Source organism: Paraburkholderia panacisoli, from assembly GCF_008369935.1.
Classification (GTDB): Bacteria; Pseudomonadota; Gammaproteobacteria; order Burkholderiales; family Burkholderiaceae; genus Paraburkholderia; species Paraburkholderia panacisoli.
The window spans coordinates 1-23,064 of record NZ_VTUZ01000007.1; the positions used below are offsets into that span (position 1 = coordinate 1).

Consider the following 23,064-nt stretch of genomic DNA (forward strand, 5'->3'; position numbering starts at 1 on the left):
TTCTTCATCCATGGCCTGCGGTACGGTTTGCCGCCAACCACCCGAGGCAGGAGCCCGGTGCGTGAATCGCGCACGCCGGGATCTGCGCGGGGGGTGTCCCGTAAGGGGCATTCCTACCGTAACGCAGTGCAGTACGTGGGCCGGGCGCGAGTGCAAGGGTTTCTGGAGCGGCGGAAAACGAGGTAGGGCGGGGGGGCATGGCGAGTCTCGTAGGTCCGCTCTGAGGCGATGGCAGTGAAATCGGCGGTAAAAGAGGAAATGCGGCTGGATTCCCGCGAATCGTCGGTGATCGACTGGAGAAGCAGGGCGATGCGTCGGTGCCGGTTCGTCATCGAGCCACATGGCGCGATCGGCCAAGCGGGTGAGCCCGTAACATGAACGGAGATTCATCTATATGCCGGCTTTACCCGGCCAGGAACGACATGCCTGAACAACTCTGGTTGCCCGGGCTGGAGGCGCCGCCGACGCCGACAGACGGTCTGTTTTTCGCCGTATTTCCCGATGCCAATACGGCGGCCGCTATCTCAAAGCTCGCGCAACAACTGTGCGCCGAGACGCGCGTGCGCAGCAAACCGCTCGTGGCTGGGCGTCTGCACGTCACCTTGCTGCATCTCGGGAATTTTGCAGGCGGTCTGCCTCGGGATAAAGTCGACGCCGCGATGCGGGCGGGTGCGTCGATCAGCATGGCGCCCTTTACGGTCGAATTCGACGCAGTCTCCAGCTTTGCGTCGAAGCCGCGGCCAGGGCCGCTGGTGTTGACGGGGGGCGAGGGCGTTGCTGGGCTTCACGCGCTTCATGGCGCGCTGGGACATGCGTTGCAGCATGCTGGTTTTGCGGAGCGCGTGGTTTCGAACGCCGTGCCTTATACGCCGCATGTCACGTTGGCGTACGGCATGCCGTGGGTGGCTGCGCGTCCGATTGAGTCGGCTTGCTGGAACGTGCGCGAATTTGCGTTGATGCACAGTTTGCTCGGGCGTACGCGGCATGTCGCGCTGGCGCGGTGGCCGCTGGTGATGGGCGAATAATAATTCGCCGCGATCGGCGATCGGCGTTGGTGTCAGGTGCTCGACGTTCAGCGTGCAGGGTTCGGTGGCGGTGCTCGGGGGCTGCGTACTCAATGCCCCAAGTCCATCCCCCTGGCCGCGCCCAGGTCCCGTTCGCGCCGGTGGCCGCGGTCAAGTCAACTTCGCGTCCGGGGCACTGGAACTCAGAATCGTATTCCGGCTCCGCAACCGCCGGCAAATCCACCACCGCTTCCGCCTGCGCCGCCGCAGAACACGCCGCAGCCGGACAGCGCCACCGACACGGCCAGCGCTGCCAGTGGCGCGCGCAGGCATGCGCGAGATGCGCGAAATGCGTGCATCCGGAGTTGCGCAGAAGGCGGTACAAGCTGCGCGGTCGAGCGCAAACGAAGGCTGGCGGTGGACGTCGCAAGCGGTTGGCTAACGGGTTTTTCGATCGTGGTGGATTGCATAACGACAGTGACCTCGAAAAGCGAGAAGCAGGGAATCCAAGCGGCGTTATTTGCGGAAAAAGGTCTCTCATCCGCCCAATCCTCGCGAGACGCGCCGCCCAGCCGGTTTTTCAATGTAATCCACCGCTATACGCCCCTGATATACGCATTATCTGAAAATCGGTGCGTTTTGTCGGCTGGACAGCCTGAACGGTCGTGCGCTCCCTGATAGAATGCTTGGGCCGCAACGTAGTGGATAGCAGATGAAATTGCTTGATGCGCTTGTCGAACAGCGTATTGCCGCCGCAGCCGCGCGCGGCGAATTCGACGATTTGCCGGGCGCGGGCGCGCCGCTGACCCTGGACGACGATGCACTGGTCCCGGAAGAAGTGCGCGTCGCCAACCGGATTTTAAAAAATGCGGGTTTCGTGCCGCCCGCCGTCGAGCAGTTGCGCGCGTTGCGCGACCTGCAATCGGAGCTGAATGCCGTGAGCGACCAGGCCACCCGTTGCCGTCTGCAGGCGCGCATGCTGGCGCTCGACATGGCGCTTGAATCGCTGCGTGGCGGCCCGATGGTTTTGCCCCGCGAATATTGCCGGCGAATTGCCGAGCGGCTGTCGGAGCGCGCCGGCAATCTCGATACGGCAGAAGCGGGTTCGCAGTGAGTGAGCCGTTTGTGCCTGTCGTCCCTGTTTCGCCGGGTGTGCCGGATGTCGCGCCCGCGCGCTGTGCGGCGTCAGGCTCGCCGTCAAGTGGCTTTGGCGCAGCGCCGAACGTACCGGTCTCGCCCGGCGCACTCGAATCCCCCTGCGGTGAGGCTGGCGCATCTTCGGCCCACGCTTGCGGCGCGTCTGTCGCTATCGCGCTCAACGCTCCCACGCCAGTCGATCCGCCCGAGCCCCCCATTATTTCCGAACGCGATCGGCGCTTCATGGCGCTAGCCCAGGCCGCCGCCGAAGAAGCGCGCGCAGCCGGCGAAGTGCCGGTCGGCGCAGTCCTCGTGCGAGGCGATGAAGTCATCGCCAGAGGGTTCAATCATCCTATCGGCGCGCACGACCCGTCGGCGCATGCGGAAATGGTCGCGTTGCGCGCCGCCGCGCAAGTCGTCGAGAACTACCGCCTGCCGGGCTGCGAGCTCTACGTGACGCTCGAGCCGTGTCTGATGTGCGCCGGGGCGATCATGCACGCGCGCATTGCGCGCGTCGTGTTTGGCGCGCGCGATCCGAAAACCGGCGCGTGCGGCAGCGTCGTCGATGCATTCGCGAATCCGCAGTTGAACCATCACACCACGGTGAGCGGCGGCGTGCTCGAAGCCGAATGCGGCGCCGCGCTCAAATCGTTCTTTGCCGAGCGGCGGCGTGCCAGCCGTGAAGCACGCGCGGCGGCATGCGCCGCGGCAAACGGCGAATCGGCGCCCTCCGAGCCGCTCTAAAACAACCCCGTCCAACAGGTCTCGCCAATGACCGTTCATCGCACCTTCGAACTGATCGCGCCGTCCGGGTATCCGCATGACCCGGAGGTGCTGCATCGCGCATTGCATCGTCTGTACGCGCAAGGGCATCGCGTCGTTGGCGAGGCGGCGGCGAAGCGCCGCTATCAGCGCTTTGCCGGCACCGACGGCGAGCGCGCGGCCGATCTGAACCGGCTCGCGGACCCGTCGCGCGAGTTGCCCGACGTGGTGCTGACGGTGCGCGGCGGTTATGGCGCGGTGCGTATCCTGCACGGACTTGACTACGAGGGACTGCAACGTCGGCTGACCGATCAGCCGTTGGCGCTGGTCGGGCACAGCGATTTCACCGCGATCCAGCTTGCGTTGCTGGCGCGCGCCGGGTTGAAGACGTTCGGCGGCCCGATGCTGATGAGCGATTTCGGCGCGGAGGAACTCAGCGAATTCACCATGCAGCACTTCTGGTCGGCGCTCACGAAGCCGACCATGACGATCGCCAGCAAGACGCCGCAGGCGCAGCCGATCGACGTGTCGGGCACGTTGTGGGGCGGTAACCTGGCGGTGGTGGCGTCGCTGATCGGCACGCCGTATATGCCGCCGGTGCAGGGCGGCATCCTGTTTGTCGAGGATGTCAACGAGCAGCCGTTCCGGATCGAACGGATGATTTATCAGTTGCACCTGTCGGGTATCCTCGCGCAGCAGCAAGCGCTCGTGCTGGGCGACTTTTCAGGCGGCAAGACCTACGACTACGACAACGGCTACGATCTGCACGCGATGATCGAGCAGGTGAGGTCGCTGGTCGGCATCCCGATCGTCACGGGCCTGCAGTTCGGGCATATTCCCAACATGCTGACGTTGCCGGTGGGGGCGGACGCGCATCTCGTTGCCGACACGCATGGGTTCAAACTCAGTCTGTCGGGCTATCCGTGTCTGGGCTGAAGGGGCGGCTGCACGGCTGAACGGCTAGAGGAAGCGAAGCGGGCGATCGCCCGCTTTCTTCTCTCTATTAAACGCAACTAACGGTCGGTTTTCCGGGCAACTCACAAACAGAACGTGCGGTGAAGGTCCCTCGTTTTGTTGACAAAACCAGCCCCCAATAGACAGCTTGCGTACCACCTAATTAAACTGCTATTGAAGCGCCACAAGGCCAATGGCACACCCTGCCGCACCGCCAGCCCAGCCTCTCCGTGAAGATTGTCAAAATTCCAGATAAAAATTGTTGACAATCTTTATGTCCGTCCTATGATGACCAACATACCGAGACGCCCATCATGTCCGACACCGATTCAGCCACCGCGAACAGTTCGAAGCCCGAAGCGATTGCCGAGCGCATCCGCGCCGCGATCCTCGAACATCGGCTCGCACCCGGCGCGAAGCTGACCGAAGCGCAGTTATGCGAAGTATTCGGCGTGAAGCGCGGCCCGATCCGCCAGGCGCTCGCGCAACTGGCGACCGACCACCTCGTCGATCTCGAGCCGAATCGAGGTGCGTTCGTCGCGAGTCCGTCGCTGCAGGAAGTGCACGAGGTGTTCGAAATGCGCCGCATCATCGAACTCGCGGTGGTCGAAAAGATTTGCAGCGGCCACGGCATGCGGCGTTTGAAGAGCATCGGCAGCATGATCGGGCGTGAACGCAAGGCGTTCGAAACACGCGATTTTCCGGCGTGGATCCGTCTGTCCGGCGAGTTTCACACCGAGTTGGCCTCGCTCGCCGGCAACACTGTGCTGTGCGATTGCCTGAGCGGACTGGTCGCGCGCTCCACGCTGATCTCCGCGTTGTACGAGTCGCTCGGACGCAGCCCCTGCTCGTTCGAAGACCACGAAGCCATTCTCGCCGCGCTCGACGCCGGCGATGTGAAAGAGGCGGCGGCACTGATGTCGCGCCATCTGCAAAGCGTCGAGTTGAAGATGCTGGACCGCCCCGCCCGTGGCGCGGCGGATCTCCATGAAGTGTTCGGCACACTGAGCGGGGCGCCCAAAGATGCATCCAAGGCCAGGTCCTCAGCGGGCTGAGGCAGGCGGCAGCAAGCGCGAATACGCGCAAACGAGCGCTAACAGGCGCAAATCAGCGCGCGTCCACTGGCGGTGCGCGCTGCACTGAACTGAACTGAACTGAACCGAATCAGGCGTCGCAAGGCGGCTCGGCATGAGCGCTGCCGGCTTGCGCACGCACGTCCGTCGCCACGCGACTGACTTCGAGCAGCAACGCATCGCCGGAGATCCGCGGAGGCCGGCGATGCGATAACCACAAGTACTTCAGTACGGAGACACCCGCGGCACGGTCCACCCAGATGGCGCCGGCTTCCTCGATCCCGCACGGGCGAGGAGGGCGCGGCTGGCATGGCCGGTGCAACGTCCTTCGATGCGCTATCGACGGTCCCTATCTCAAGGAGGAATCATGGCTCAGTTCAGTGCAGCGCCCAGCAGTCCCTCGATATCCACTTACGCCGACGGCGACGCGCAAGCCGATCCGTCCATGCCCGCAGGCTACAGCGAACGGCTCTACAACGCGGACCTCGCGCCGCTGCGCCATCAAACCTGGGGCGCCTACAACATCTTCGCGTTCTGGATGTCGGACGTGCACAGTGTCGGCGGCTATGTGTTCGCGGGCAGTCTGTTCGCGCTCGGCCTGACGAGCTGGCAGGTGCTGCTCGCGCTGCTGGTCGGCATCACGATCGTCAACCTGCTGTGCAACCTGATCGCCAAGCCGAGCCAGGCGAACGGCGTGCCGTATCCGGTCGCATGCCGCGCCACCTTCGGCGTGCTTGGCGCGAATATTCCGGCGGTGATCCGCGGCCTGATCGCGGTCGCGTGGTACGGCATTCAGACGTATCTGGCGTCGAGCGCGCTGGTGATCGTGGTGCTCAAGTTCGTGCCGTCGCTGCTGCCGTATGCGGATCTTCATCACCACGGCTTCATGGGTCTGTCGACACTCGGCTGGGCCGGCTTCATGCTGCTGTGGGTGTTGCAGGCGCTGGTGTTCTGGCATGGCATGGAAACCATCAAGAAGTTCATCGATTTCGCCGGTCCGGCGGTCTACGTGGTGATGTTCATTCTGGCGGGCTACATGGTGTATCGCGCGGGGTGGCGCCACATCGGCATCAACCTGGGCGGCGTCAAATATCACGGCATGCAGGTGGTGCCGGTGATGATCACGGCGATCTCGCTGGTGGTGTCGTACTTCTCCGGACCGATGCTGAATTTCGGCGACTTTTCGCGCTACGGCAAAAGCTTTCGCAGCGTGAAGCGCGGCAACTTCTGGGGGCTGCCGGTCAACTTCCTCGCTTTCTCGCTGGTGACGGTGATCACGACCGCGGCCACGCTGCCGGTGTTCGGCGAGCTGATCACGGACCCCGTCGAAACGGTCGGCCACATCGACTATCCGACCGCCGTCATCCTCGGCGCGTTGACCTTCACGATTGCGACGATCGGCATCAACATCGTCGCCAACTTCGTGTCCCCGGCATTCGACTTTTCGAACGTCGCGCCGCGCCTGATCAGCTGGCGTGCGGGCGGGATGCTCGCGGCGGTGGCGTCGATTTTCATCACGCCGTGGAATCTGTTCAACAACCCGGCCGTGATCCACTACACGCTCGACGTGCTCGGCAGCTTCATCGGACCTTTGTACGGGGTCCTGATCGTCGACTACTATCTCGTGAAGCGCCAGAAGATCGTGCTCGACGATCTGTACACCGTCGCGCCGACCGGCTCGTACTGGTATCGCAACGGCGTCAACTACCGGGCCGTGGCCGCGCTGCTGCCGGCCGCGCTGATCGCGGTGATCTGCGTGATGACGCCGGGGCTCGACGGGATGGCGAATTTCTCATGGTTCATCGGTGCGGGTCTCGGTGCGCTGTTCTATCGCGCGCTCGCACGCTGAATCGCGCTGCCGCACAAAGGAGTTCTTATGCGTATCAAACTGATCAACCCGAATACGACCCAGCGCATGACCGAGGCGATGGGCCGCTGCGCCCGCGAAGTCGCGGCGCCCGGCACCGAAGTGATCGCGGTGAATCCGACCATGGGGCCGCCGTCGATCGAGGGCTACTACGACGAGGCGCTCGCCACGCCGGGCTTGCTGGCCGAAGTCGCCGCGGGCGAGCGCGAGGGCTGCGACGGCTACGTGATCGCCTGCTTCGGTGATCCTGGTTTGTACGCGGCGCGCGAAGTGGCGCGCGGCCCGGTGATCGGCATCGCGGAAGCGGCGATGCATGCGGCGAGCGTGCTGGCGCCGGGCTTCTCGGTGGTGACGACGCTCGCGCGCACGTGCGGGATGGCCTGGCATCTCGCCGAGCGCTACGGTATGAAGCGGTTTTGCCGCAACGTCCGTGCGACCGACGTCGCCGTGCTCGATCTCGACAAGCCAGGGTCGGCGGCGCGCCGCATCATTCTCGACGAATGCCGGCGCGCGCTTGCCGAGGACGGGTCGGATGCGATCGTGCTCGGTTGCGCGGGCATGGCCGAGTTGTGCGCGGAGATCGAGGACGCGCTCGGCGCGCCGGTGATCGAAGGCGTGACGGCCGCCGTGAAGTGGACCGAGGCGCTGGTCGCGCTGCGTCTGTCGACGGCCAAGCGTGGCGATTACGCGCGGCCGCTGGCCAAGCGCTACGACGGCGCGCTGGCGTCGTTCAGTCCGAGCGGGGCGGATCTGAATCCGCAGCCGCCGCGCGGTGGCCCGGACGCGTCTGCCACGATCGCGCAGGCCGGCGCCGGCAGCACGCAGGCCGCCGATCGGCTGCGGGTAAACACTGCCGAGCCGGGCCAGTACATACATTCGGTCTGACACGGACTATCTGGCCGGGTGTATGGGCGCACCCGGGTGTTTTCGCTACACTGGTCCAACTCGTCCAGGAGGCCCGCCGGGCCTCTTTGCCGAGGGGCCTGACGGGTTTGCAGCCCGCGCGGGCTCAGGCGCAAGCGGCAAGCGGGCTCAAGCAAGGCTCACGCGTTTGTCACGTGAGCGCCACCTAAGCAGCACACGAGTGGCAAATGAGCGCCACGCGATTTTTACGTACCGTCACCACGCATTCGTCAAACCATGTCACTCGATTCGAACTACCCACGCGATCTGATCGGCTACGGCCGCCACCCGGTGCACGCCAAGTGGCCGGGTCGAGCACGGGTCGCGGTGCAATTCGTCCTGAACTACGAAGAGGGCGGTGAAAATTGCGTGCTGCACGGCGATCCCGGCTCGGAGCAGTTTTTGTCGGAGATCGTCGGCGCGGCGTCCTTTCCGGCTCGCCACATGAGCATGGAGTCGATCTACGAATACGGCTCGCGCGCGGGCGTGTGGCGCATCCTGCGCGAATTCGAAAAGCGCAAGCTGCCGCTCACGGTGTTCGGCGTCGGCATGGCGATCGAACGGCATCCGGAAGTGGCACGCGCATTCGTCGAACTCGGTCATGAGATCGCGTGCCACGGCTATCGCTGGATTCACTATCAGGACGTGTCGCCGGAGCAGGAAGCGGAGCACATGCGGCTGGGCATGGAAGCGATCGAACGCGTGACCGGTGAGCGGCCGCTCGGCTGGTACACCGGCCGTGACAGTCCGAACACGCATCGTCTGGTCGCCGAATACGGCGGCTTCCTGTACGACTCGGATTACTACGGCGACGATCTGCCGTTCTGGATGGATGTCGAGGTCACGGGCGGCGCGAAGGTACCGCAACTGATCTTGCCGTACACGCTCGACACCAACGACATGCGCTTCGCGAGCCCGCAGGGCTTCAACACCGCGGACCACTTCTTTACCTATCTGCGCGACGCTTTCGACGTACTCTACGAAGAAGGCGACCAGGCGCCGAAGATGCTGTCGGTCGGCATGCATTGCCGCCTGCTCGGGCGTCCGGGACGTTTTCGCGCGCTGCAACGTTTTCTCGACCATATCGAACAGCACGATCGCGTGTGGGTCACGCGGCGCGTCGATATCGCGCGGCACTGGCGTGAACATCATCCTTACCAACAAGACAACCGCGAGGCGGCGGCATGAAGGCGATGCAATACACTCTGGATCAACTCAACAGCATTTCGTCCGACGCGTTTGTCGCGGCGCTGTCGGGTATTTTCGAGCACTCGCCATGGGTCGCCGAAATCGCCGCGCAGCAGCGGCCGTTTGCCAGCGTCGACGAACTGCATCGCAAGATGTCGGGCATCGTCGAAACAGCGGGCGACGACAAGCAACTGGCGTTGATCAACGCGCACCCGGAGCTTGCCGGCAAGGCCGCCGTGCGCGGCGAGCTGACCGCCGAATCGACACGCGAGCAAAGCGGCGCAGGTCTCGCGCAGTGCACGCAGGAAGAGTTCGACAAGCTGCTCGCGCTGAACAGCGCGTATCGCGCGAAGTTCGGCTTCCCGTTCATTCTCGCGGTGCGCGGCTACGACCGCCACGGCATCATCGCGAACTTCGAGGCGCGAGTGAACAACAGCCGCGCCGACGAACTGCGCGCGAGCCTCGATCAGATCTACCGCATCGCACGTTTCCGGCTCGACGACCTGATCGAGGCGTAGACCCCGGGCGCGCATCGACCTCGCGTCACGCACGCGTCCCGGAACTCGCACGGAAACGTTTTTCCAGCACCCACATATATCAAGGACGACTAAGATGGCACTTCCGATTCTCGATCCCAACGCACCGGAATTCACGCGCCGCTTTGTGAACCTGGCGGACCCGCGTCTGGGCGCGCAGGCGCTCGAGGCCAGCGACGATTTCTTCGCCCCGAAGGAACGCATGCTGAATCCGGAGCCGGCCGTCTTCATTCCCGGCAAGTACGACGACAACGGCAAGTGGATGGACGGCTGGGAAACCCGCCGCAAGCGCGCCACCGGCTACGACTGGTGCGTCGTGAAGCTGGCGCGTGCGGGCGTCATCAAGGGGCTCGACCTCGATACCAGCCACTTCACGGGCAACTTTCCGCCGGCGGCATCGGTGGAGGCGGCCCGCGTGGTGGACGGCACGCCGAACCAGTCGACGCAATGGACCGAGATCGTGCCGTCGACCACCTTGCAGGGCAATAGCCACCACTATCTGGAAGTCAACGACGCGAACGCGTACACGCATTTGCGCGTGAACATCTACCCGGACGGCGGGATCGCGCGTCTGCGGGTGTACGGTCAGCCGCAGGTCGACTGGGCCGGCGCGAGCCGCACCGAGCTGTTCGATCTGGCCGCGATGGAGAACGGCGCGTATCTGGTTGCGGCGAACAATCAGCACTTCGGCGCGGCGTCGACGATCCTGATGCCGGGCCGCGGCGTGAACATGGGCGACGGCTGGGAGACGCGCCGCCGTCGCGAGCCCGGCAACGACTGGGCAATCGTCGCGCTGGCGCAGCCGGGTGTGATCCGGAAGATCGAAGTCGATACGGCTCACTTCAAGGGCAACTATCCGGACCGCTGCTCGATCCAGGCCGCCTATGTGACGGGGGGCACCGACAGCTCGCTGGTCACCCAGGCGATGTTCTGGCCGGTGTTGCTCGGCGAGCAGAAGCTGCAGATGGACGAGCAGCATTACTTCGAAAGCGAGATCGCGGCGCTCGGTCCGGTCACGCATGTGCGCTTTAACATCATTCCCGACGGTGGCGTGTCGCGTCTGCGTCTGTGGGGTACGCTCGCATCATGAAAACGCTCGCTATCGAACCGCTGACGAAGGAAGCGTTCGCCGCGTTCGGCGACGTGATCGAACTCGAAGGCGCGAAGCAGATTCCGATCAATCTCGGCACGACGATCCGCTATCACGATCTCGCGAAAGTGGATGTGACCGACGAGAACGGCCGTACGCTGGTGAACCTGTTTCGCGGCCAGCCGCGCACGCTGCCGTTCGAAGTGAAGATGCTGGAACGTCATCCGCTCGGCAGCCAGGCGTTCGTGCCGCTGAACGACAAGCCGTATCTGGTGGTGGTGGCGCCGGCGGGCGAACTGGACGCGTCGCGGATTCGCGCGTTCGTCACGAACGGCTGGCAGGGCGTCAACTATGCGAAGGGCGTCTGGCATCATCCGCTGATCGCGTTGGGGGACGTGAGCGACTTTATCGTCGTGGATCGCGGCGGTGACGGGCTCAACCTGAATGAGCAGGATCTGGCCGAGTCGCTATGGCTCACCGAAGATGCGTTGAGTGCGGTCGCGGTCTGAGGCTGGCGACTTCGTCGTAGCAAGCTTGTGTTGATGAACAGAAAGCCCACGCGCATGTCGTGGGCTTTCGTATTTGCGGACCTTGAAAGAGCAACGCGAGGCCGTGCTTCAGTGATTAGCCGCGCTTGCCCAGCAGCGGTGAACGCCCAATCACTTCACGTGCCCGTTCAGGTGGCTCGGGATCGGAAAAGCCCGCGGCTTCGATTGCCGGTTTGAGTCCCTTGAATTGCAGGCTCTTCTTCGGCGAGCGCAACGACGCCATGCCGTCGTCCCACGCGTGCAGCATGTGTTTCGCAACCGTGCGCCACTGTGTTTCGTGGCGCGCCGCCTCGATCATTTCATGGCCGACCGCGACGGCCGAATCGCACAGCGCTTCGACCATCTGCGCATACTGCCGCGGCGCGATGCCCATGCGCGTGTTGAAAAAGCGCTCCAGCGTTTTGCCGGCCGCCCAGGTCTTGCGGCCGTCGATCGGCAGACCCGGCGGATTGGCCGCGAAACGCGGATAGGCCTGCGTCGTGACGATGTCGTAGACAGGCGTGAACGCCACGTCGTCGACCGACGTATAGAACAGGGCAACGTTCTTCGTGTGGCAGTCCGCATTGCGCACGACGTAGTTCGTCAGCAGATGCCAGCCGAGCCGCTGGAGTTGCTCGCGCATGCGGTCGCGATCGAGCAGGTACGCTCGTGCGGCGTTGAGCATCTTTTCGCTGGTCGAATTGTATTTTTCGTGCGGCGGCAAACCCAGCAGTCCGCACATGTCTTCAACGCCATACGCCGGCAGTCCTTCGGCATCCACGTCGAAGCGCTCGACGATCAGCGCCCGGCCATCGTCCGACATTTGCGTGCGCGCCACCGGCGCGACGCCGAGCCGTTCGAGTACGCGCATCGAATAGAACTCGTTGAAGCCCAGAAACGGCGTGTTGTCGTCCGAGCCTTTGACGATGTGGCGGCTCGTCCGGAGGGTCGGCTTGCCGAGCGGCGTCGGCACGGCGGCGCCGGATGCCGCTTGCTGGGGCGCGATGAATTTCGGCACGACGCCCGAGATGGCCGCGCGCGCATATTCGCGTACCAGCTGCGCGAAATGTTCAGCGGTGTTGTCGCCGTGCAGGATGTCCTTTACGTCGAGCGCCTGCAGTTCGGTGCCCGGCGCGACGCCTTCGGGCGTCACGGTGACGCGGCCGATCCCCATTGCCCCGACCACGGCGAGCAGCGACAGATCGGTGCCGTCGAGCAACGGGCCGAACTGCTCGCGGATCAGATTCAGCAGGTAGCCCTCGGGCAGGTTCTGCCGGAAGAACGGATGCAGGTCGCGCGGCCAGCGCCAGGCTTCTTCGCGCACCGGCATCGTGAGGCTGACGAAGTCGGCCGGGCGCGCGTCGGCGTTGTATTTGAGGACGTAATCGTCGCGCTCGCGAAACAGCGTGGCGACGTTCTGGCCCCGCACCTGGACGTCGAGCCTCATGGGTTCGCGTCCGGGCTGCGTTGTTCAGCGAGGATGTCTTCGAGCGTGCGCCCGTGTCCATGCTCGACGAACTTGAGGTCGTAGCCGGCCGCTTCGAGCAGACGCACCAGCACGGACACGCTCATGTCGTTTCTGGCGAGCGTTTCCATGCGCGCGACGGTGGTGCGCGCGACGCCGGCGCGGCGCGCCAGTTCTTCCTGCGACAGGTTGTTTTCGCGCCGCAGCGCTTTCAGCATGTCCGATACGTCGGCGAGATTGGTCATTTGTAGCCCCAAGGCATCAATTTTGCCGGATTGCAGTCATATTGTAGCCCATGAGACACAAAACGATTGGACGATATTGTGTCCCAACGGCTACATTTCACGCATCTTCCAATATTATTGTAGCCCTTGGGCGACAAACCGCCACTCGCGCATCCTCAGCGGCAACGTCCGCTGGACGGTCAAAAAAAACGGGCTTGCCGCTTGCGCGAAAAGCCCGCTTCATCCTGCTGCATCGCCGGCGAGCCGGACCTTAAGTCCGGCCGGCAGGCTGTTTCACCTTACTTCACCGCGCCGCCTTCGAACCATGCGGCGATCTTCATCCGTTCGTCGTCGGTCATGTGGGTGACGTTGCCGAGCGGCATCGCCTTCAACGTCACCGCCTGCTGATAGATCCGCTGCGCGTTCTGCGAGATCTCATCCGGCGTATCCAGCAGCACGCCGGCCGGCGCGCTGCCCATCATCGTCGGATGCGCGGAGTGGCAAGCCACGCAGCGCTGTTGCAGCACCGGCGCGATGTCGGCCACCTTGACCGACGGCGCGTTCGCGGCCTGCGCTTGCGGCACGATCGGCTTCGGCATGGTCCAGAAGAGCGCGCCGAACATCAGCACGATGCCGGCCAGCGGCAGATACCACAGCACCTGGCCACGGTGGCGCATCACGAAGAACTGGCGGATCAGCGCGCCGGCCAGCATGATGACCAGCAGCACGGCCCAGTTGTACGGATGCGTGTAGGTCATCGCGTAGTGGTTCGACAACATCGCGAACACCACCGGCAACGTGAAATACGTGTTGTGCACCGAGCGTTGCTTGCCGCGCTTGCCGTAGATCGGGTTCGGCGTGTTGCCCTTGAGCATCGCGTCGACCATCTTGCGCTGGCCCGGAATGATCACGAAGAACACGTTGGCCGACATGATCGTCGCCAGCATCGCGCCCATGATCAGGTAGGCCGCGCGGCCCGCGAAGATATGGCAGGCGAGCCACGCCGCGATCAGCACGTACACGCCGACGCAGATGCCGAGCACCTTGTCCTTGTTGCCGAGGATGCGGCACAGCGAGTCGTACACGATCCAGCCGGCCGCGAGAAAGCCGAGCGCCGACGCGACGGCGACCACCGGGCCCATGTCGAGCACGTTCTTGTCGATCAGATACGTGGACGGCGAGAACAGATAGAGCACGGTGAACAGACCAAAACCCGACAGCCACGTGGTGTACGACGGCCACTTCGACCAGTGCAGGTCATCCGGCATTTCGGGCGGCGCGACGGTGTACTTCTGCATGTTGTAGAAGCCGCCGCCGTGCACGTGCCACAGTTCGCCGAACACGCCGCGCCGGCGCTGGTTCGGGTCCGGCGGCGGTTTCAGGCTGTTGTCGAGCGCGACGAAGTAGAACGACTCGCCGATCCATGCAATCGCGGCGATGACATGGAACCAGCGGATCGCCAGGTTCAACCAGTCGGTAATAAAGCCTTCCATGAAACTCCTCCACTTCTGATTCGTTGTACACGCGGTGACGTTCGGCGCCTGGGCGGATCCGGTTGATGGATCCCAACGGGTACAGCGTCACCGCGCCGACTGCGGGGTCAAGGACGCGGCGCGCTCAGTTCGCACGGCGTCGTTCTTTTAATGGATCTCAGGTTCGGGTCGGTTCGGCTCGCGCGGTCGATTGCGTTTCGCGGGGTGCCCGGGGCTGTTGGCGGCTTGTTGCCATGAGCCAGCGGGCCTCTGCGCAATGCAATCGAGCGCGCCCTGCGCGGACGTCTCCTAGCTGCCTCGATACGTGCTGTACGACCACGGCGACACCAGCAGCGGCACGTGATAATGCGCAGCGGGATCGGCCACGCCGAAGCGCAGCACCACACGGTCGACGAAACGCGGTTGCGGCACCTTCGTGCCGATCGACGCGAAGTAATCGCCTGCGCCGAACACCAGTTCGTATTCGCCCGCGACGAGCGCGTCGCCTTCCAGCAGCGGCTCGTCGCAGCGGCCGTCGTCATTGGTACGGGTGGTTTTGAGCGCGCGGCGCGTATCGCCCGCGAGCACGAAGAGTTCGACCTTGATGCCCGCGCCGGGACGGCCGTTCGCGGTGTCGAGCACGTGGGTAGTGAGCTTTCCCATTCGCAATTTTCCTTATGTGAATGCGAGGTTTCGGCGGCGGCCCGATCCAGATACGTTTGCGGCGGATCGAGGCTCCACGTCAGTGGCTACATACCCGTCGGCGAATTGAAGCGAGCGCCGTGACATCCATTGTAAAAAGGTTGTTCCGTTCAGCGCGCGCGAGATAGGAAAGATAATACCTGGCACATGACGGACAGCCTGCTGAAAGCCGCAGCGCATCGACTCGTTCGATTTTTGACTACGCTTCGATCGTAGCGGCGCCAAAAAAGGCCCACTATATCGGCGGCGTGAAGTCGGGTATCGCATTGGCGCGAGTTGCCATGCTTATTTTGGCCGTCGAAGGTTACACCTGTGCGCCGCGCTGAAGACGGGCCGGAAGCGGTTCGACCGCGGCACAGCCCCGAAGGAAGTCCTCTCGGGGGGGAACACCCCGAAGACGGCGCAACGCGCTGGGTAACCGGGCCAACGGCGTTCGACGGGACGCGGCGGCACGGCTGGCGTGCCGTCACATCGCGTTCGGACGACTTTGCACGCAAGCATGACAGCGGAGAAACGAATGACGATGGAACAGGCGGCGCAACAGCCGGGTAAGAAAAAAACGATGCTGGTGAAGCATGCGGACGTGCTGGTCACGATGGACGGCGCCCGGCGCGAGTTGCGCGACGCTGGTCTGTATATCGAGGACAACCGCATCGTCGCGGTCGGACCCACGGCGCAATTGCCGCAGACGGCCGACGAAGTGCTGGACATGCGCGGACACCTGGTGATCCCAGGGCTGGTGAACACGCACCACCACATGTACCAGAGTCTCACGCGCGCGATTCCCGCCGCGCAGAACGCCGAGTTGTTCGGCTGGCTCACCAGCCTGTACAAGGTGTGGGCGAACCTCACGCCGGAGATGATCGAAGTCTCGACGCTGACGGCGATGGCCGAGCTGCTGCTGTCCGGTTGCACGACCTCGAGCGACCATCTGTATATCTATCCGAACGGCAGCCGGCTCGACGACAGCATCGCCGCGGCGCGCAGGATCGGCATGCGCTTTCACGCGGCGCGCGGCAGCATGAGCGTGGGGCAGAAGGACGGCGGCCTGCCGCCGGATTCGGTGGTCGAGCGTGAAGCGGACATCCTGAAGGACACGCAGCGGCTGATCGAGACGTATCACGACGAAGGGCGCTACGCGATGCTGCGCGTGGTGGTCGCGCCATGCTCGCCGTTCTCGGTGAGCCGCGACCTGATGCGCGAGTCGGCGGCGATGGCGCGCCAGTACGGCGTATCGCTGCATACGCACCTCGCCGAGAACGTCAACGACATCGCGTACAGCCGCGAGAAGTTCGGCATGACGCCGGCGGAGTATGCGGAAGACCTCGGCTGGGTCGGCCACGATGTGTGGCATGCGCACTGCGTGCAACTCGACGACGCCGGCATCGCATTGTTCGCGCGCACCGGCACCGGCGTCGCGCACTGTCCGTGTTCGAACATGCGGCTCGCGTCGGGCATCGCGCCGGTCAGGCGGATGCGGCTCGCGGGCGTGCCGGTGGGGCTGGGCGTCGACGGTTCGGCTTCGAACGACGGCGCGCAGATGGTGGCCGAAGTGCGCCAGGCGCTGCTATTGCAGCGCGTCGGTTTCGGGCCGGATGCGATGACCGCGCGCGAGGCGCTGGAAATCGCCACGCTAGGCGGCGCGAAGGTGCTCAACCGCGACGACATCGGCGCACTCGCGCCCGGTATGGCGGCGGACTTCGTGTCGTTCGATTTGCGTCAACCGCTGTTTGCGGGCGCGCTGCACGACCCAGTTGCGGCGCTGGTATTCTGCGCGCCGTCGCAAGTGAGCCATAGCGTGATCGGGGGCAAGGTGATCGTGAAGGACGGGCAGTTGACGACGCTCGACCTCGGACCGGTCATCGAGCAGCACAACCGGCTGGCGAAGATGCTTTACGAAGCGGCGGCGTAACAGGGAAAAAGCGGGAGAACAGAGCCGGGTTGGGGGCGGCCGCGCCATCGTCATGCACGGCATGGCCGCCCGCTACCGTCGGTGAAAAGCGGGCGGTGAAAAGCGTCAAGGCTTGTCGATCAAGGTTTTGGTCGCTTCGGCGACCAGGCTGCGCAGCCAGCGCACTTCATCGGAGTAATGCACGCGCTCGTGCCATAGCTGGTAGTACTGCATCGGCGGAAAATCGAGTGGGGCGGGCACCACGGTGAGCGGCAGGAATTTGGCGTAGTAATCGGCAAACAGGCGCGTGGTCGTGAAGATCAGATCGGACTTGATCAACACGTACGGCGCGAGATTGAAGTACGGCAACGTGACGACCACGTGACGCTTGAGCCGCTCGCGCGCAAGATGCACGTCGATCGCGCCGCGCTGGCCCACCGAGTAAGGAGTCGGCGCGAGATGCGGCGCATTCAGATACTGGTCGAGCGTGAGGCCGCCGCGTTTGGCGAACGGATGCGTGTTGCTCATCAGGCAGACGATCTGATCGACGAACAGGTTCGACAGGTGCAACTGCTCCGGCGGCTCCGGCCAGTTGCCGACCACGATGTCGAGCTTGCCGTCCTCGAGCGCGAGTTCGTAGTCGAAGGCGGGGCCCAGCGAGTGAAATTCGAGCGTCGCGTTCGGCGCGGCCTGGCGAAAGCGTTCGACCACCGTCGGCACGAACAGCACGTTCAGGTAGTCGGGGCAGCCGATCCGGTAGCAGCGGATCGACGTGGCCGGATCGAAGTTGTGCTGCTGGAACTTGATGCGTTCGATCTCGCGCAGCGCGTTCTGCACCGGTTCGAGCAGGCGCAGGCCGTACTCCGTGGGCACCATGCCGGATTTGCCGCGCACCAGCAGCGGGTCGCCGGTGATGTCGCGCAAACGGCGCAGCGCCGCGCTGATCGCGGGTTGCGATTGATTCAGTTTGACGGCCGCGCGCGTGACGCTGCGCTCCATCAACAAGGTGTGCAAGACGCGCAGTAGGTACGTATCGATCGCCTCGCGTTGCTGGCTCATGACTTCTCCGAAATATATGTTCTGGCTGATCGAACGGGCGTGGGGGTATATGGGTTTTAATATGAACGAAAAACCGCGTCAAGGGTGGCATACCCGCAGAGCACGCTGCGGCGGGGGTTTGCGGGAATTTTGATGGCTCGACTGAGCGGGTCGAATTGGGTATTGTCATCCGGTTGTGGTGACGGATCATCTGCCGTCACGGTGGATGGACGCGTCGTAACCGGCAGTCACTGACGTACTACGGAATCACATGAGCGACTCTTCTTATAGCGACGGCGCCGCCGCGCAGCCGGCACCCGGGCCGGAACAGGCGGCGCCCCGGCTGGTGCTCCAGGGCATCACCAAACAGTATCCGGCCGTGCGAGCCAACGACGACGTCACGTTGATCGTCGCGCCGGGTGAAATCCATGCGGTGCTCGGCGAAAACGGCGCCGGCAAAAGCACGTTGATGAAGATCATTTACGGCGCGGTGCGTCCCGACGCCGGCGAGATTCGCTGGGAAGGCGAGGCGGTGGAGATCGCGAGCCCGGCGGCCGCGCGCAAGCTCGGCATCGGCATGGTGTTCCAGCACTTTTCGCTGTTCGAGACGCTCACGGTCGGCGAAAACATCGCGCTCGCACTCGACGAGCCGTTCGATCTGAAGACACTCTCGAAACGGATTCGCGAAGTCTCGGGCGACTACGGTCTCGACATCGACCCGCAGCGCCACGTGCATAGCCTGACGGTGGGCGAGCGGCAACGCGTCGAGATCGTGCGCTGTCTGCTGCAGAACCCGCGCCTGCTGATCATGGACGAGCCGACTTCGGTGCTGACGCCGCAAGCGGTGAGGAAGCTGTTCGCGACCCTGCGCCGGTTGGCGGCCGAAGGCTGCAGCATTCTCTACATCAGCCACAAGCTCGACGAAATCCAGGAGCTGTGCGACACCGCGACGGTGATGCGCGGCGGCCGCGTGACCGGTCATGTGAAGCCGAAGGGCGAGACTCATGCATCGCTCGCGCAGTTGATGGTCGGTCATTCGCTGCCCGATTACACGCGGCGCGAGCACAACCCCGGTGCCGTGCTGCTCGATGTGAAGCAGTTGTCGGTGGAAAGCGACGACCCGTTCGGCACCTCGCTGCGCGACGTGTCGTTCGGCGTGCATGCCGGCGAGATTTTCGGCATCGCTGGCGTGTCGGGCAACGGCCAGGCGGAACTGCTGTCGGCGCTGTCAGGCGAAAAACGCGGCACGCGCGCCGACGCGGTGACGATTTGCGGCAAGCCCGCCGGGCGCCTGGGCGCAGGCGGCCGGCGCGCGCTCGGCTTCGGCTTCGTGCCGGAGGAGCGCCTCGGCCGCGGCGCGGTGCCGGCGATGTCGCTGTCGGAAAACGCGCTGCTCACCGGGCACCGTCAGCAGATGGTGAGCTCGGGCTGGATCAGGGCGGGCGCGATGCGCGCGTTCGCCAGGCGCTGCATCGAGGCCTTCGACGTGCGTTGCGGCGGCCCGGAAGCGCTCGCGCAGAGTCTGTCCGGCGGCAATCTGCAGAAATACATCATGGGCCGCGAGATTCTGCAGGCGCCCAAGGTGCTGGTGGTCGCGCAGCCCACGTGGGGCGTCGACGTCGGCGCGGCGGCGTTCATCCGCCAGCAGCTGCTCGATCTGGCGGCGCGCGGCGTCGCGATTCTGGTGATCTCGGAGGAACTGGAAGAGCTGTTCGACATCTGCGACCGCATCGCGGTGCTCGCCGGCGGCCGGCTCTCGCCGGTGCGCGCGACGGGCGCGACCAATGCCGAGGAAATCGGCCGCTGGATGGCGGGCCTGTTCGGCGGCCGCGAGGACGCGGCGCCGTCGTCGGAACAGCCGGCGCACGCGTGACTCGCGCGAAGCTCGATCATCGGAACCAGAACCCAATAAACCACACGCTATCCATGATTCTTCCCTATCGACTCGAAGCACGCACGACGCCGTCGCGCACGATGCAGTTCGCGGTGCCGCTGATCGCCGCGCTGCTCACGCTCACGATCGGCTTTCTGATCTTCAGCCTGGTGGGCCGCGATCCGCTGCAGGCCATGCACGCGTTTTTCATCGAGCCGCTGTCCAGCGTGAACGGCTGGTCGGAGCTGTTGCTGAAGGCGTCGCCCTTGTGCCTGATCGGCCTCGGCCTCGCGATCGGCTATCGCGCCAACGTCTGGAACATCGGCGCCGAAGGGCAGATGCTGCTCGGCGGCATCGCCGCGAGCGGCGTCGCGATCTACTTCGATCAGGCGACCGGCTGGTGGATCCTGCCGACCATGATGATCGCCGGCGTGCTCGGCGGCATGGCCTGGGCGGCGATTCCCGCGCTGCTGAAAAGCCGCTTCAACACCAACGAGATTCTCGTCAGCCTGATGCTCACGTATGTGGCCACGCAGTTGCTGATCTATCTGGTGAGCGGTCCGTGGCGCGATCCGCAGGGCATGAATTTCCCGCTCTCGGAGATGTTCAGCGGCGACGCGCTCTATCCGACGCTATACGGCGACTGGCACTGGAAATGGCTGCGCGGCACGCGGCTGAATGCGTCGGTGTTCATCACGCTGATCGCGATTCCGCTCGTGTGGCTGTTCATGCGCAAGAGCTTCGCGGGCTACCGGATGAACGTCGGCGGTCTCGCGCCGCTCGCCGCGCGCTATGCCGGCTTCTCCGACAAGAAAACCATCTGGACGTCGCTGCTGATCAGCGGCGGCCTCGCGGGCCTCGCCGGGATGGGCGAGATCGCCGGTCCGATCGGCCAGTTGCAGGCGACGTGGTCGCCGGGCTACGGCTTCACCGCGATCATCGTCGTGTTCGTCGGGCGGCTGCATCCGGTCGGCATCGTGCTCGCGAGTCTGCTGATGGCGTTGCTGTATCTCGGCGGCGAAGCGGTGCAGACCTCGATGCAATTGCCGCAGGCGCTCTCCGGCGTGTTCCAGGGGCTGCTGCTGTTCTGCCTGCTGGGCGCCGACCTGTTCGTGAACTACCGGGTGCGCCGCCGAACGCTGGCCGCCGCGGGTCACTGACCGTCTCACCGACATTCGATTACCGATTTCCCGCCGGATCTCCATGGACATTCAACAAGCCAGCGCGCTCACCTCGAGCGCCGTCACCGCCGCGATCCCGCTAATGTTCGCGGGCGCGGGCGAACTCGTCACCGAGAAATCGGGTGTCCTCAACCTTGGCGTCGAAGGGATGATGCTGATGGGCGCCGTGACCGGCTACGCGGTCACGTCGATCAGCGGCAGCCCGTGGCTCGGCGTGCTCGCCGCGATCGCCGCCGGTCTCGCGATGGCGCTGCTGTTCGCGTTCCTCACGCTGACCATGCTCGCCAATCAGGTTGCCACGGGCCTCTCGCTGACGATCTTCGGCATCGGCCTGTCCGCGTATGTCGGCAAGCCGTACACGTCGGCGGCGGTGCGCGCGACAATCGACACGTGGGCCATTCCCGGTCTCTCGAAAATTCCCGTTCTCGGGCCGGCACTCTTCAGCCTCACGCCGCTCGATTATCTGGCGTTCCTGATGTTCGCCGTGATCGGCTGGTTCCTGTACCGCACGCGCGCCGGACTGGTGCTGCGCTCAGTCGGCGAATCGCCGCAGGTCGCGCATTCGGTGGGCTTTCCGGTGGTCGGCGTGCGCTACGGCGCGGTGGCCTTCGGCGGCGGCATGGCCGGGCTTGCGGGCGGGTACTACTCGATCGTCAATCTGCACCTGTGGCAGGAGAATCTCACGTCCGGCCGCGGCTGGATCGCGCTCGCGCTGGTCGTGTTCGCGACGTGGCGGCCAGGGCGCCTGCTGATCGGCGCGCTGCTGTTCGGCGCGGTGACCGGCCTGCAGTTTTACGCGCAGGCGATCGGCGTGCCGGTGCCGACGCAATTCCTCGCGATGCTGCCGTACGTCGCGACGGTCGTCGTACTGGTGCTGATCTCGCGCAATCCGAACACCATCCGTCTGAATGCCCCTGCCTCGCTGGGCAAGCCGTTTTTCTCAGCGGGCTAGTCGATCAACGATTGATCACCCATCGACCACACGTTCCAACATTCGCCAACACAACAGGACCCAACATGAAGAGAAGAAATCTGCTGACCGCTTTCGCGTGGGGCGCGGCCTCGCTCGCGCTCGCCGCGCCGCTCGCGCAAACCGCGCAGGCCGCCGACGCGCCGGGTGTCGCGTTCGTCTACCTCGGCAATCCGGGAGACGCCGGCTGGACCTTCGCGCACGACCAGGGCTCGAAGGAAGCGGAAGCGAAGTTCGGCAACAAGATCAAGATCACGCGTGTCGAAAACGTGCCTGAATCGGCCGACTCGGAGCGCGTGTTCCGCGATCTGGCGAACAAGGGCAACAAGATCATCATCGGCACGAGCTTCGGCTTTCAGGACTTCCAGTTGAAGGTCGCGAAGGATTTCCCGGACGCCGTGTTCCTGCACGCGACCGGCTACAAGAAGGCGCCGAACTTCGGCACCTACGACGTGCGCATGTACCAGGGCGCGTACCTGGCGGGCGTCGCGGCGGGCTATGTGACCAAGACCAACACGCTCGGCTTCGTTGCGTCGGTGCCGATTCCCGAAGTGATCCGCAACATCAATGCGTACACGCTCGGCGCGCGCTCGGTGAATCCGAAGGTGCACACGAAGGTCATCTGGATCAACAGCTGGTTCGATCCGGGCAAGGAAAAGCAGGCGGCTGAAACGCTGATCGGCCAGGGCGCCGACGTGCTGCTGCAAAACACCGATTCGAGCGCGACGCTCGCCACCGCGTCGGAAAAACACGTGCATGCGTTCGGCTGGGATTCGGACATGAAGAAGTTCGGTCCCGATGCGCACCTGGGCTCGGTGGTCGCGCATTGGGGCGTCTACTACACGGCGGTGATCCAGCAGGTGCTCGACGGCAAGTGGAAGAACGACCCCGTGTGGTGGGGCATTCCGCAGAAAGCCGTGAACCTGGAAGATCTGAACACGTCGGTGATCTCGGCTGACGCGCAGAAGCAGGTCGCGGCGAAGCGCGACGAACTGGCGAGCGGCAAGTGGGACGTGTTCACCGGCCCGCTCAAGGATCAGTCCGGCGCGGTGAAGGTGCCGGCCGGCAAGACGCTGACCGACCCGGAACTGCAACGTCTGAACTGGTATGTGGAAGGCGTGGACGGTTCGCTGCCGAAGTAAGCGATGCCGCTCGGCCCAACGCTGAACGATTCATGATCGACCAGGCGGCGGCCTCAGCAACCGCT

The 23,064-nt window shown here is 64.4% G+C and carries 22 protein-coding genes; 16 read left to right on the forward strand and 6 right to left on the reverse strand.

Features of this window, described 5'->3' with window-relative positions; translation table 11 throughout:
* Nucleotides 1-422 precede the first annotated feature (422 nt).
* Complete coding sequence (locus FVF58_RS12290) at nt 423-1,025, forward strand: 2'-5' RNA ligase family protein (RefSeq protein ID WP_149670176.1); 603 nt, start codon at nt 423-425, stop codon at nt 1,023-1,025.
* 182 nt (nt 1,026-1,207) lie between these two features.
* Here FVF58_RS12290 and FVF58_RS12295 read toward each other — a convergent pair whose 3' ends face one another.
* Nucleotides 1,208-1,588, reverse strand: a complete 381-nt coding sequence (locus FVF58_RS12295) for a hypothetical protein (protein ID WP_149670177.1) — start codon at nt 1,586-1,588, stop codon at nt 1,208-1,210.
* A gap of 128 nt (nt 1,589-1,716) precedes the next feature.
* Between FVF58_RS12295 and FVF58_RS12300 the strand changes: the two genes are divergently transcribed.
* The 10 genes from FVF58_RS12300 to FVF58_RS12345 all read left to right on the forward strand — a co-directional run bounded on the left by FVF58_RS12300 (nt 1,717) and on the right by FVF58_RS12345 (nt 11,023).
* On the forward strand, nt 1,717-2,118 hold the full coding sequence (locus FVF58_RS12300; protein WP_149670178.1) for a DnaJ family domain-containing protein: 402 nt from the start codon (nt 1,717-1,719) through the stop codon (nt 2,116-2,118).
* Nucleotides 2,119-2,312: 194 nt separating this feature from the next.
* Entirely contained in the window at nt 2,313-2,885 is a 573-nt protein-coding gene (gene tadA, locus FVF58_RS12305; RefSeq protein WP_149670439.1) for a tRNA adenosine(34) deaminase TadA, read from the forward strand.
* Nucleotides 2,886-2,912: 27 nt separating this feature from the next.
* The gene (ldcA, locus tag FVF58_RS12310; protein WP_149670179.1) at nt 2,913-3,839 is read left to right on the forward strand and encodes a muramoyltetrapeptide carboxypeptidase; all 927 of its coding nucleotides are present in this window, start codon (nt 2,913-2,915) and stop codon (nt 3,837-3,839) included.
* Between the two features lie 332 nt (nt 3,840-4,171).
* Complete coding sequence (locus FVF58_RS12315) at nt 4,172-4,912, forward strand: GntR family transcriptional regulator (protein ID WP_149670180.1); 741 nt, start codon at nt 4,172-4,174, stop codon at nt 4,910-4,912.
* Between the two features lie 385 nt (nt 4,913-5,297).
* Nucleotides 5,298-6,779 carry an NCS1 family nucleobase:cation symporter-1 gene (locus tag FVF58_RS12320; RefSeq protein ID WP_149670181.1) on the forward strand — a complete coding sequence of 494 codons (1,482 nt, stop codon included), beginning with the start codon at nt 5,298-5,300 and terminating at the stop codon, nt 6,777-6,779.
* A gap of 27 nt (nt 6,780-6,806) precedes the next feature.
* On the forward strand, nt 6,807-7,682 hold the full coding sequence (locus FVF58_RS12325; RefSeq protein WP_149670182.1) for an aspartate/glutamate racemase family protein: 876 nt from the start codon (nt 6,807-6,809) through the stop codon (nt 7,680-7,682).
* Nucleotides 7,683-7,937: 255 nt separating this feature from the next.
* On the forward strand, nt 7,938-8,888 hold the full coding sequence (gene puuE / locus FVF58_RS12330; RefSeq protein WP_149670183.1) for an allantoinase PuuE: 951 nt from the start codon (nt 7,938-7,940) through the stop codon (nt 8,886-8,888).
* A complete protein-coding gene (gene uraD / locus FVF58_RS12335) occupies nt 8,885-9,406 on the forward strand; it encodes a 2-oxo-4-hydroxy-4-carboxy-5-ureidoimidazoline decarboxylase (RefSeq protein WP_149670184.1) in 522 nt (173 codons plus the stop codon). Before puuE ends, uraD begins: the two co-directional genes overlap by 4 nt.
* A gap of 94 nt (nt 9,407-9,500) precedes the next feature.
* A complete protein-coding gene (gene alc / locus FVF58_RS12340) occupies nt 9,501-10,514 on the forward strand; it encodes an allantoicase (RefSeq protein ID WP_149670185.1) in 1,014 nt (337 codons plus the stop codon).
* The gene (locus tag FVF58_RS12345) at nt 10,511-11,023 is read left to right on the forward strand and encodes an ureidoglycolate lyase (RefSeq protein WP_149670186.1); all 513 of its coding nucleotides are present in this window, start codon (nt 10,511-10,513) and stop codon (nt 11,021-11,023) included. Before alc ends, FVF58_RS12345 begins: the two co-directional genes overlap by 4 nt.
* A gap of 115 nt (nt 11,024-11,138) precedes the next feature.
* Here FVF58_RS12345 and FVF58_RS12350 read toward each other — a convergent pair whose 3' ends face one another.
* From FVF58_RS12350 to uraH, 4 genes are all read right to left on the reverse strand, one after another.
* A complete protein-coding gene (locus FVF58_RS12350; protein ID WP_149670187.1) occupies nt 11,139-12,488 on the reverse strand; it encodes a type II toxin-antitoxin system HipA family toxin in 1,350 nt (449 codons plus the stop codon).
* The gene (locus FVF58_RS12355; RefSeq protein WP_149670188.1) at nt 12,485-12,751 is read right to left on the reverse strand and encodes a helix-turn-helix domain-containing protein; all 267 of its coding nucleotides are present in this window, start codon (nt 12,749-12,751) and stop codon (nt 12,485-12,487) included. The genes FVF58_RS12350 and FVF58_RS12355 overlap by 4 nt, the downstream gene beginning before the upstream one ends.
* A gap of 278 nt (nt 12,752-13,029) precedes the next feature.
* Nucleotides 13,030-14,223, reverse strand: a complete 1,194-nt coding sequence (locus tag FVF58_RS12360) for a urate hydroxylase PuuD (RefSeq protein ID WP_149670189.1) — start codon at nt 14,221-14,223, stop codon at nt 13,030-13,032.
* Nucleotides 14,224-14,511: 288 nt separating this feature from the next.
* Nucleotides 14,512-14,865: a hydroxyisourate hydrolase gene (gene uraH, locus FVF58_RS12365; protein WP_149670190.1), complete on the reverse strand. Its 354-nt coding sequence runs from the start codon at nt 14,863-14,865 to the stop codon at nt 14,512-14,514.
* A 556-nt stretch (nt 14,866-15,421) separates the two neighbouring features.
* Between uraH and FVF58_RS12370 the strand changes: the two genes are divergently transcribed.
* Nucleotides 15,422-16,816 carry an 8-oxoguanine deaminase gene (locus FVF58_RS12370; protein WP_149670191.1) on the forward strand — a complete coding sequence of 465 codons (1,395 nt, stop codon included), beginning with the start codon at nt 15,422-15,424 and terminating at the stop codon, nt 16,814-16,816.
* A 105-nt stretch (nt 16,817-16,921) separates the two neighbouring features.
* Here FVF58_RS12370 and FVF58_RS12375 read toward each other — a convergent pair whose 3' ends face one another.
* Nucleotides 16,922-17,854 carry a LysR substrate-binding domain-containing protein gene (locus FVF58_RS12375; RefSeq protein ID WP_074764203.1) on the reverse strand — a complete coding sequence of 311 codons (933 nt, stop codon included), beginning with the start codon at nt 17,852-17,854 and terminating at the stop codon, nt 16,922-16,924.
* Nucleotides 17,855-18,104: 250 nt separating this feature from the next.
* Between FVF58_RS12375 and FVF58_RS12380 the strand changes: the two genes are divergently transcribed.
* From FVF58_RS12380 to FVF58_RS12395, 4 genes are all read left to right on the forward strand, one after another.
* Entirely contained in the window at nt 18,105-19,706 is a 1,602-nt protein-coding gene (locus FVF58_RS12380) for an ABC transporter ATP-binding protein (RefSeq protein ID WP_149670192.1), read from the forward strand.
* A 53-nt stretch (nt 19,707-19,759) separates the two neighbouring features.
* Nucleotides 19,760-20,866 carry an ABC transporter permease gene (locus FVF58_RS12385; protein ID WP_149670193.1) on the forward strand — a complete coding sequence of 369 codons (1,107 nt, stop codon included), beginning with the start codon at nt 19,760-19,762 and terminating at the stop codon, nt 20,864-20,866.
* A 43-nt stretch (nt 20,867-20,909) separates the two neighbouring features.
* Nucleotides 20,910-21,839 (forward strand): ABC transporter permease, encoded by a 930-nt coding sequence (locus FVF58_RS12390; protein WP_149670194.1) that lies wholly within the window; start codon nt 20,910-20,912, stop codon nt 21,837-21,839.
* A gap of 65 nt (nt 21,840-21,904) precedes the next feature.
* The gene (locus FVF58_RS12395; protein WP_149670195.1) at nt 21,905-22,999 is read left to right on the forward strand and encodes a BMP family ABC transporter substrate-binding protein; all 1,095 of its coding nucleotides are present in this window, start codon (nt 21,905-21,907) and stop codon (nt 22,997-22,999) included.
* The last annotated feature ends 65 nt before the right edge of the window (nt 23,000-23,064 follow it).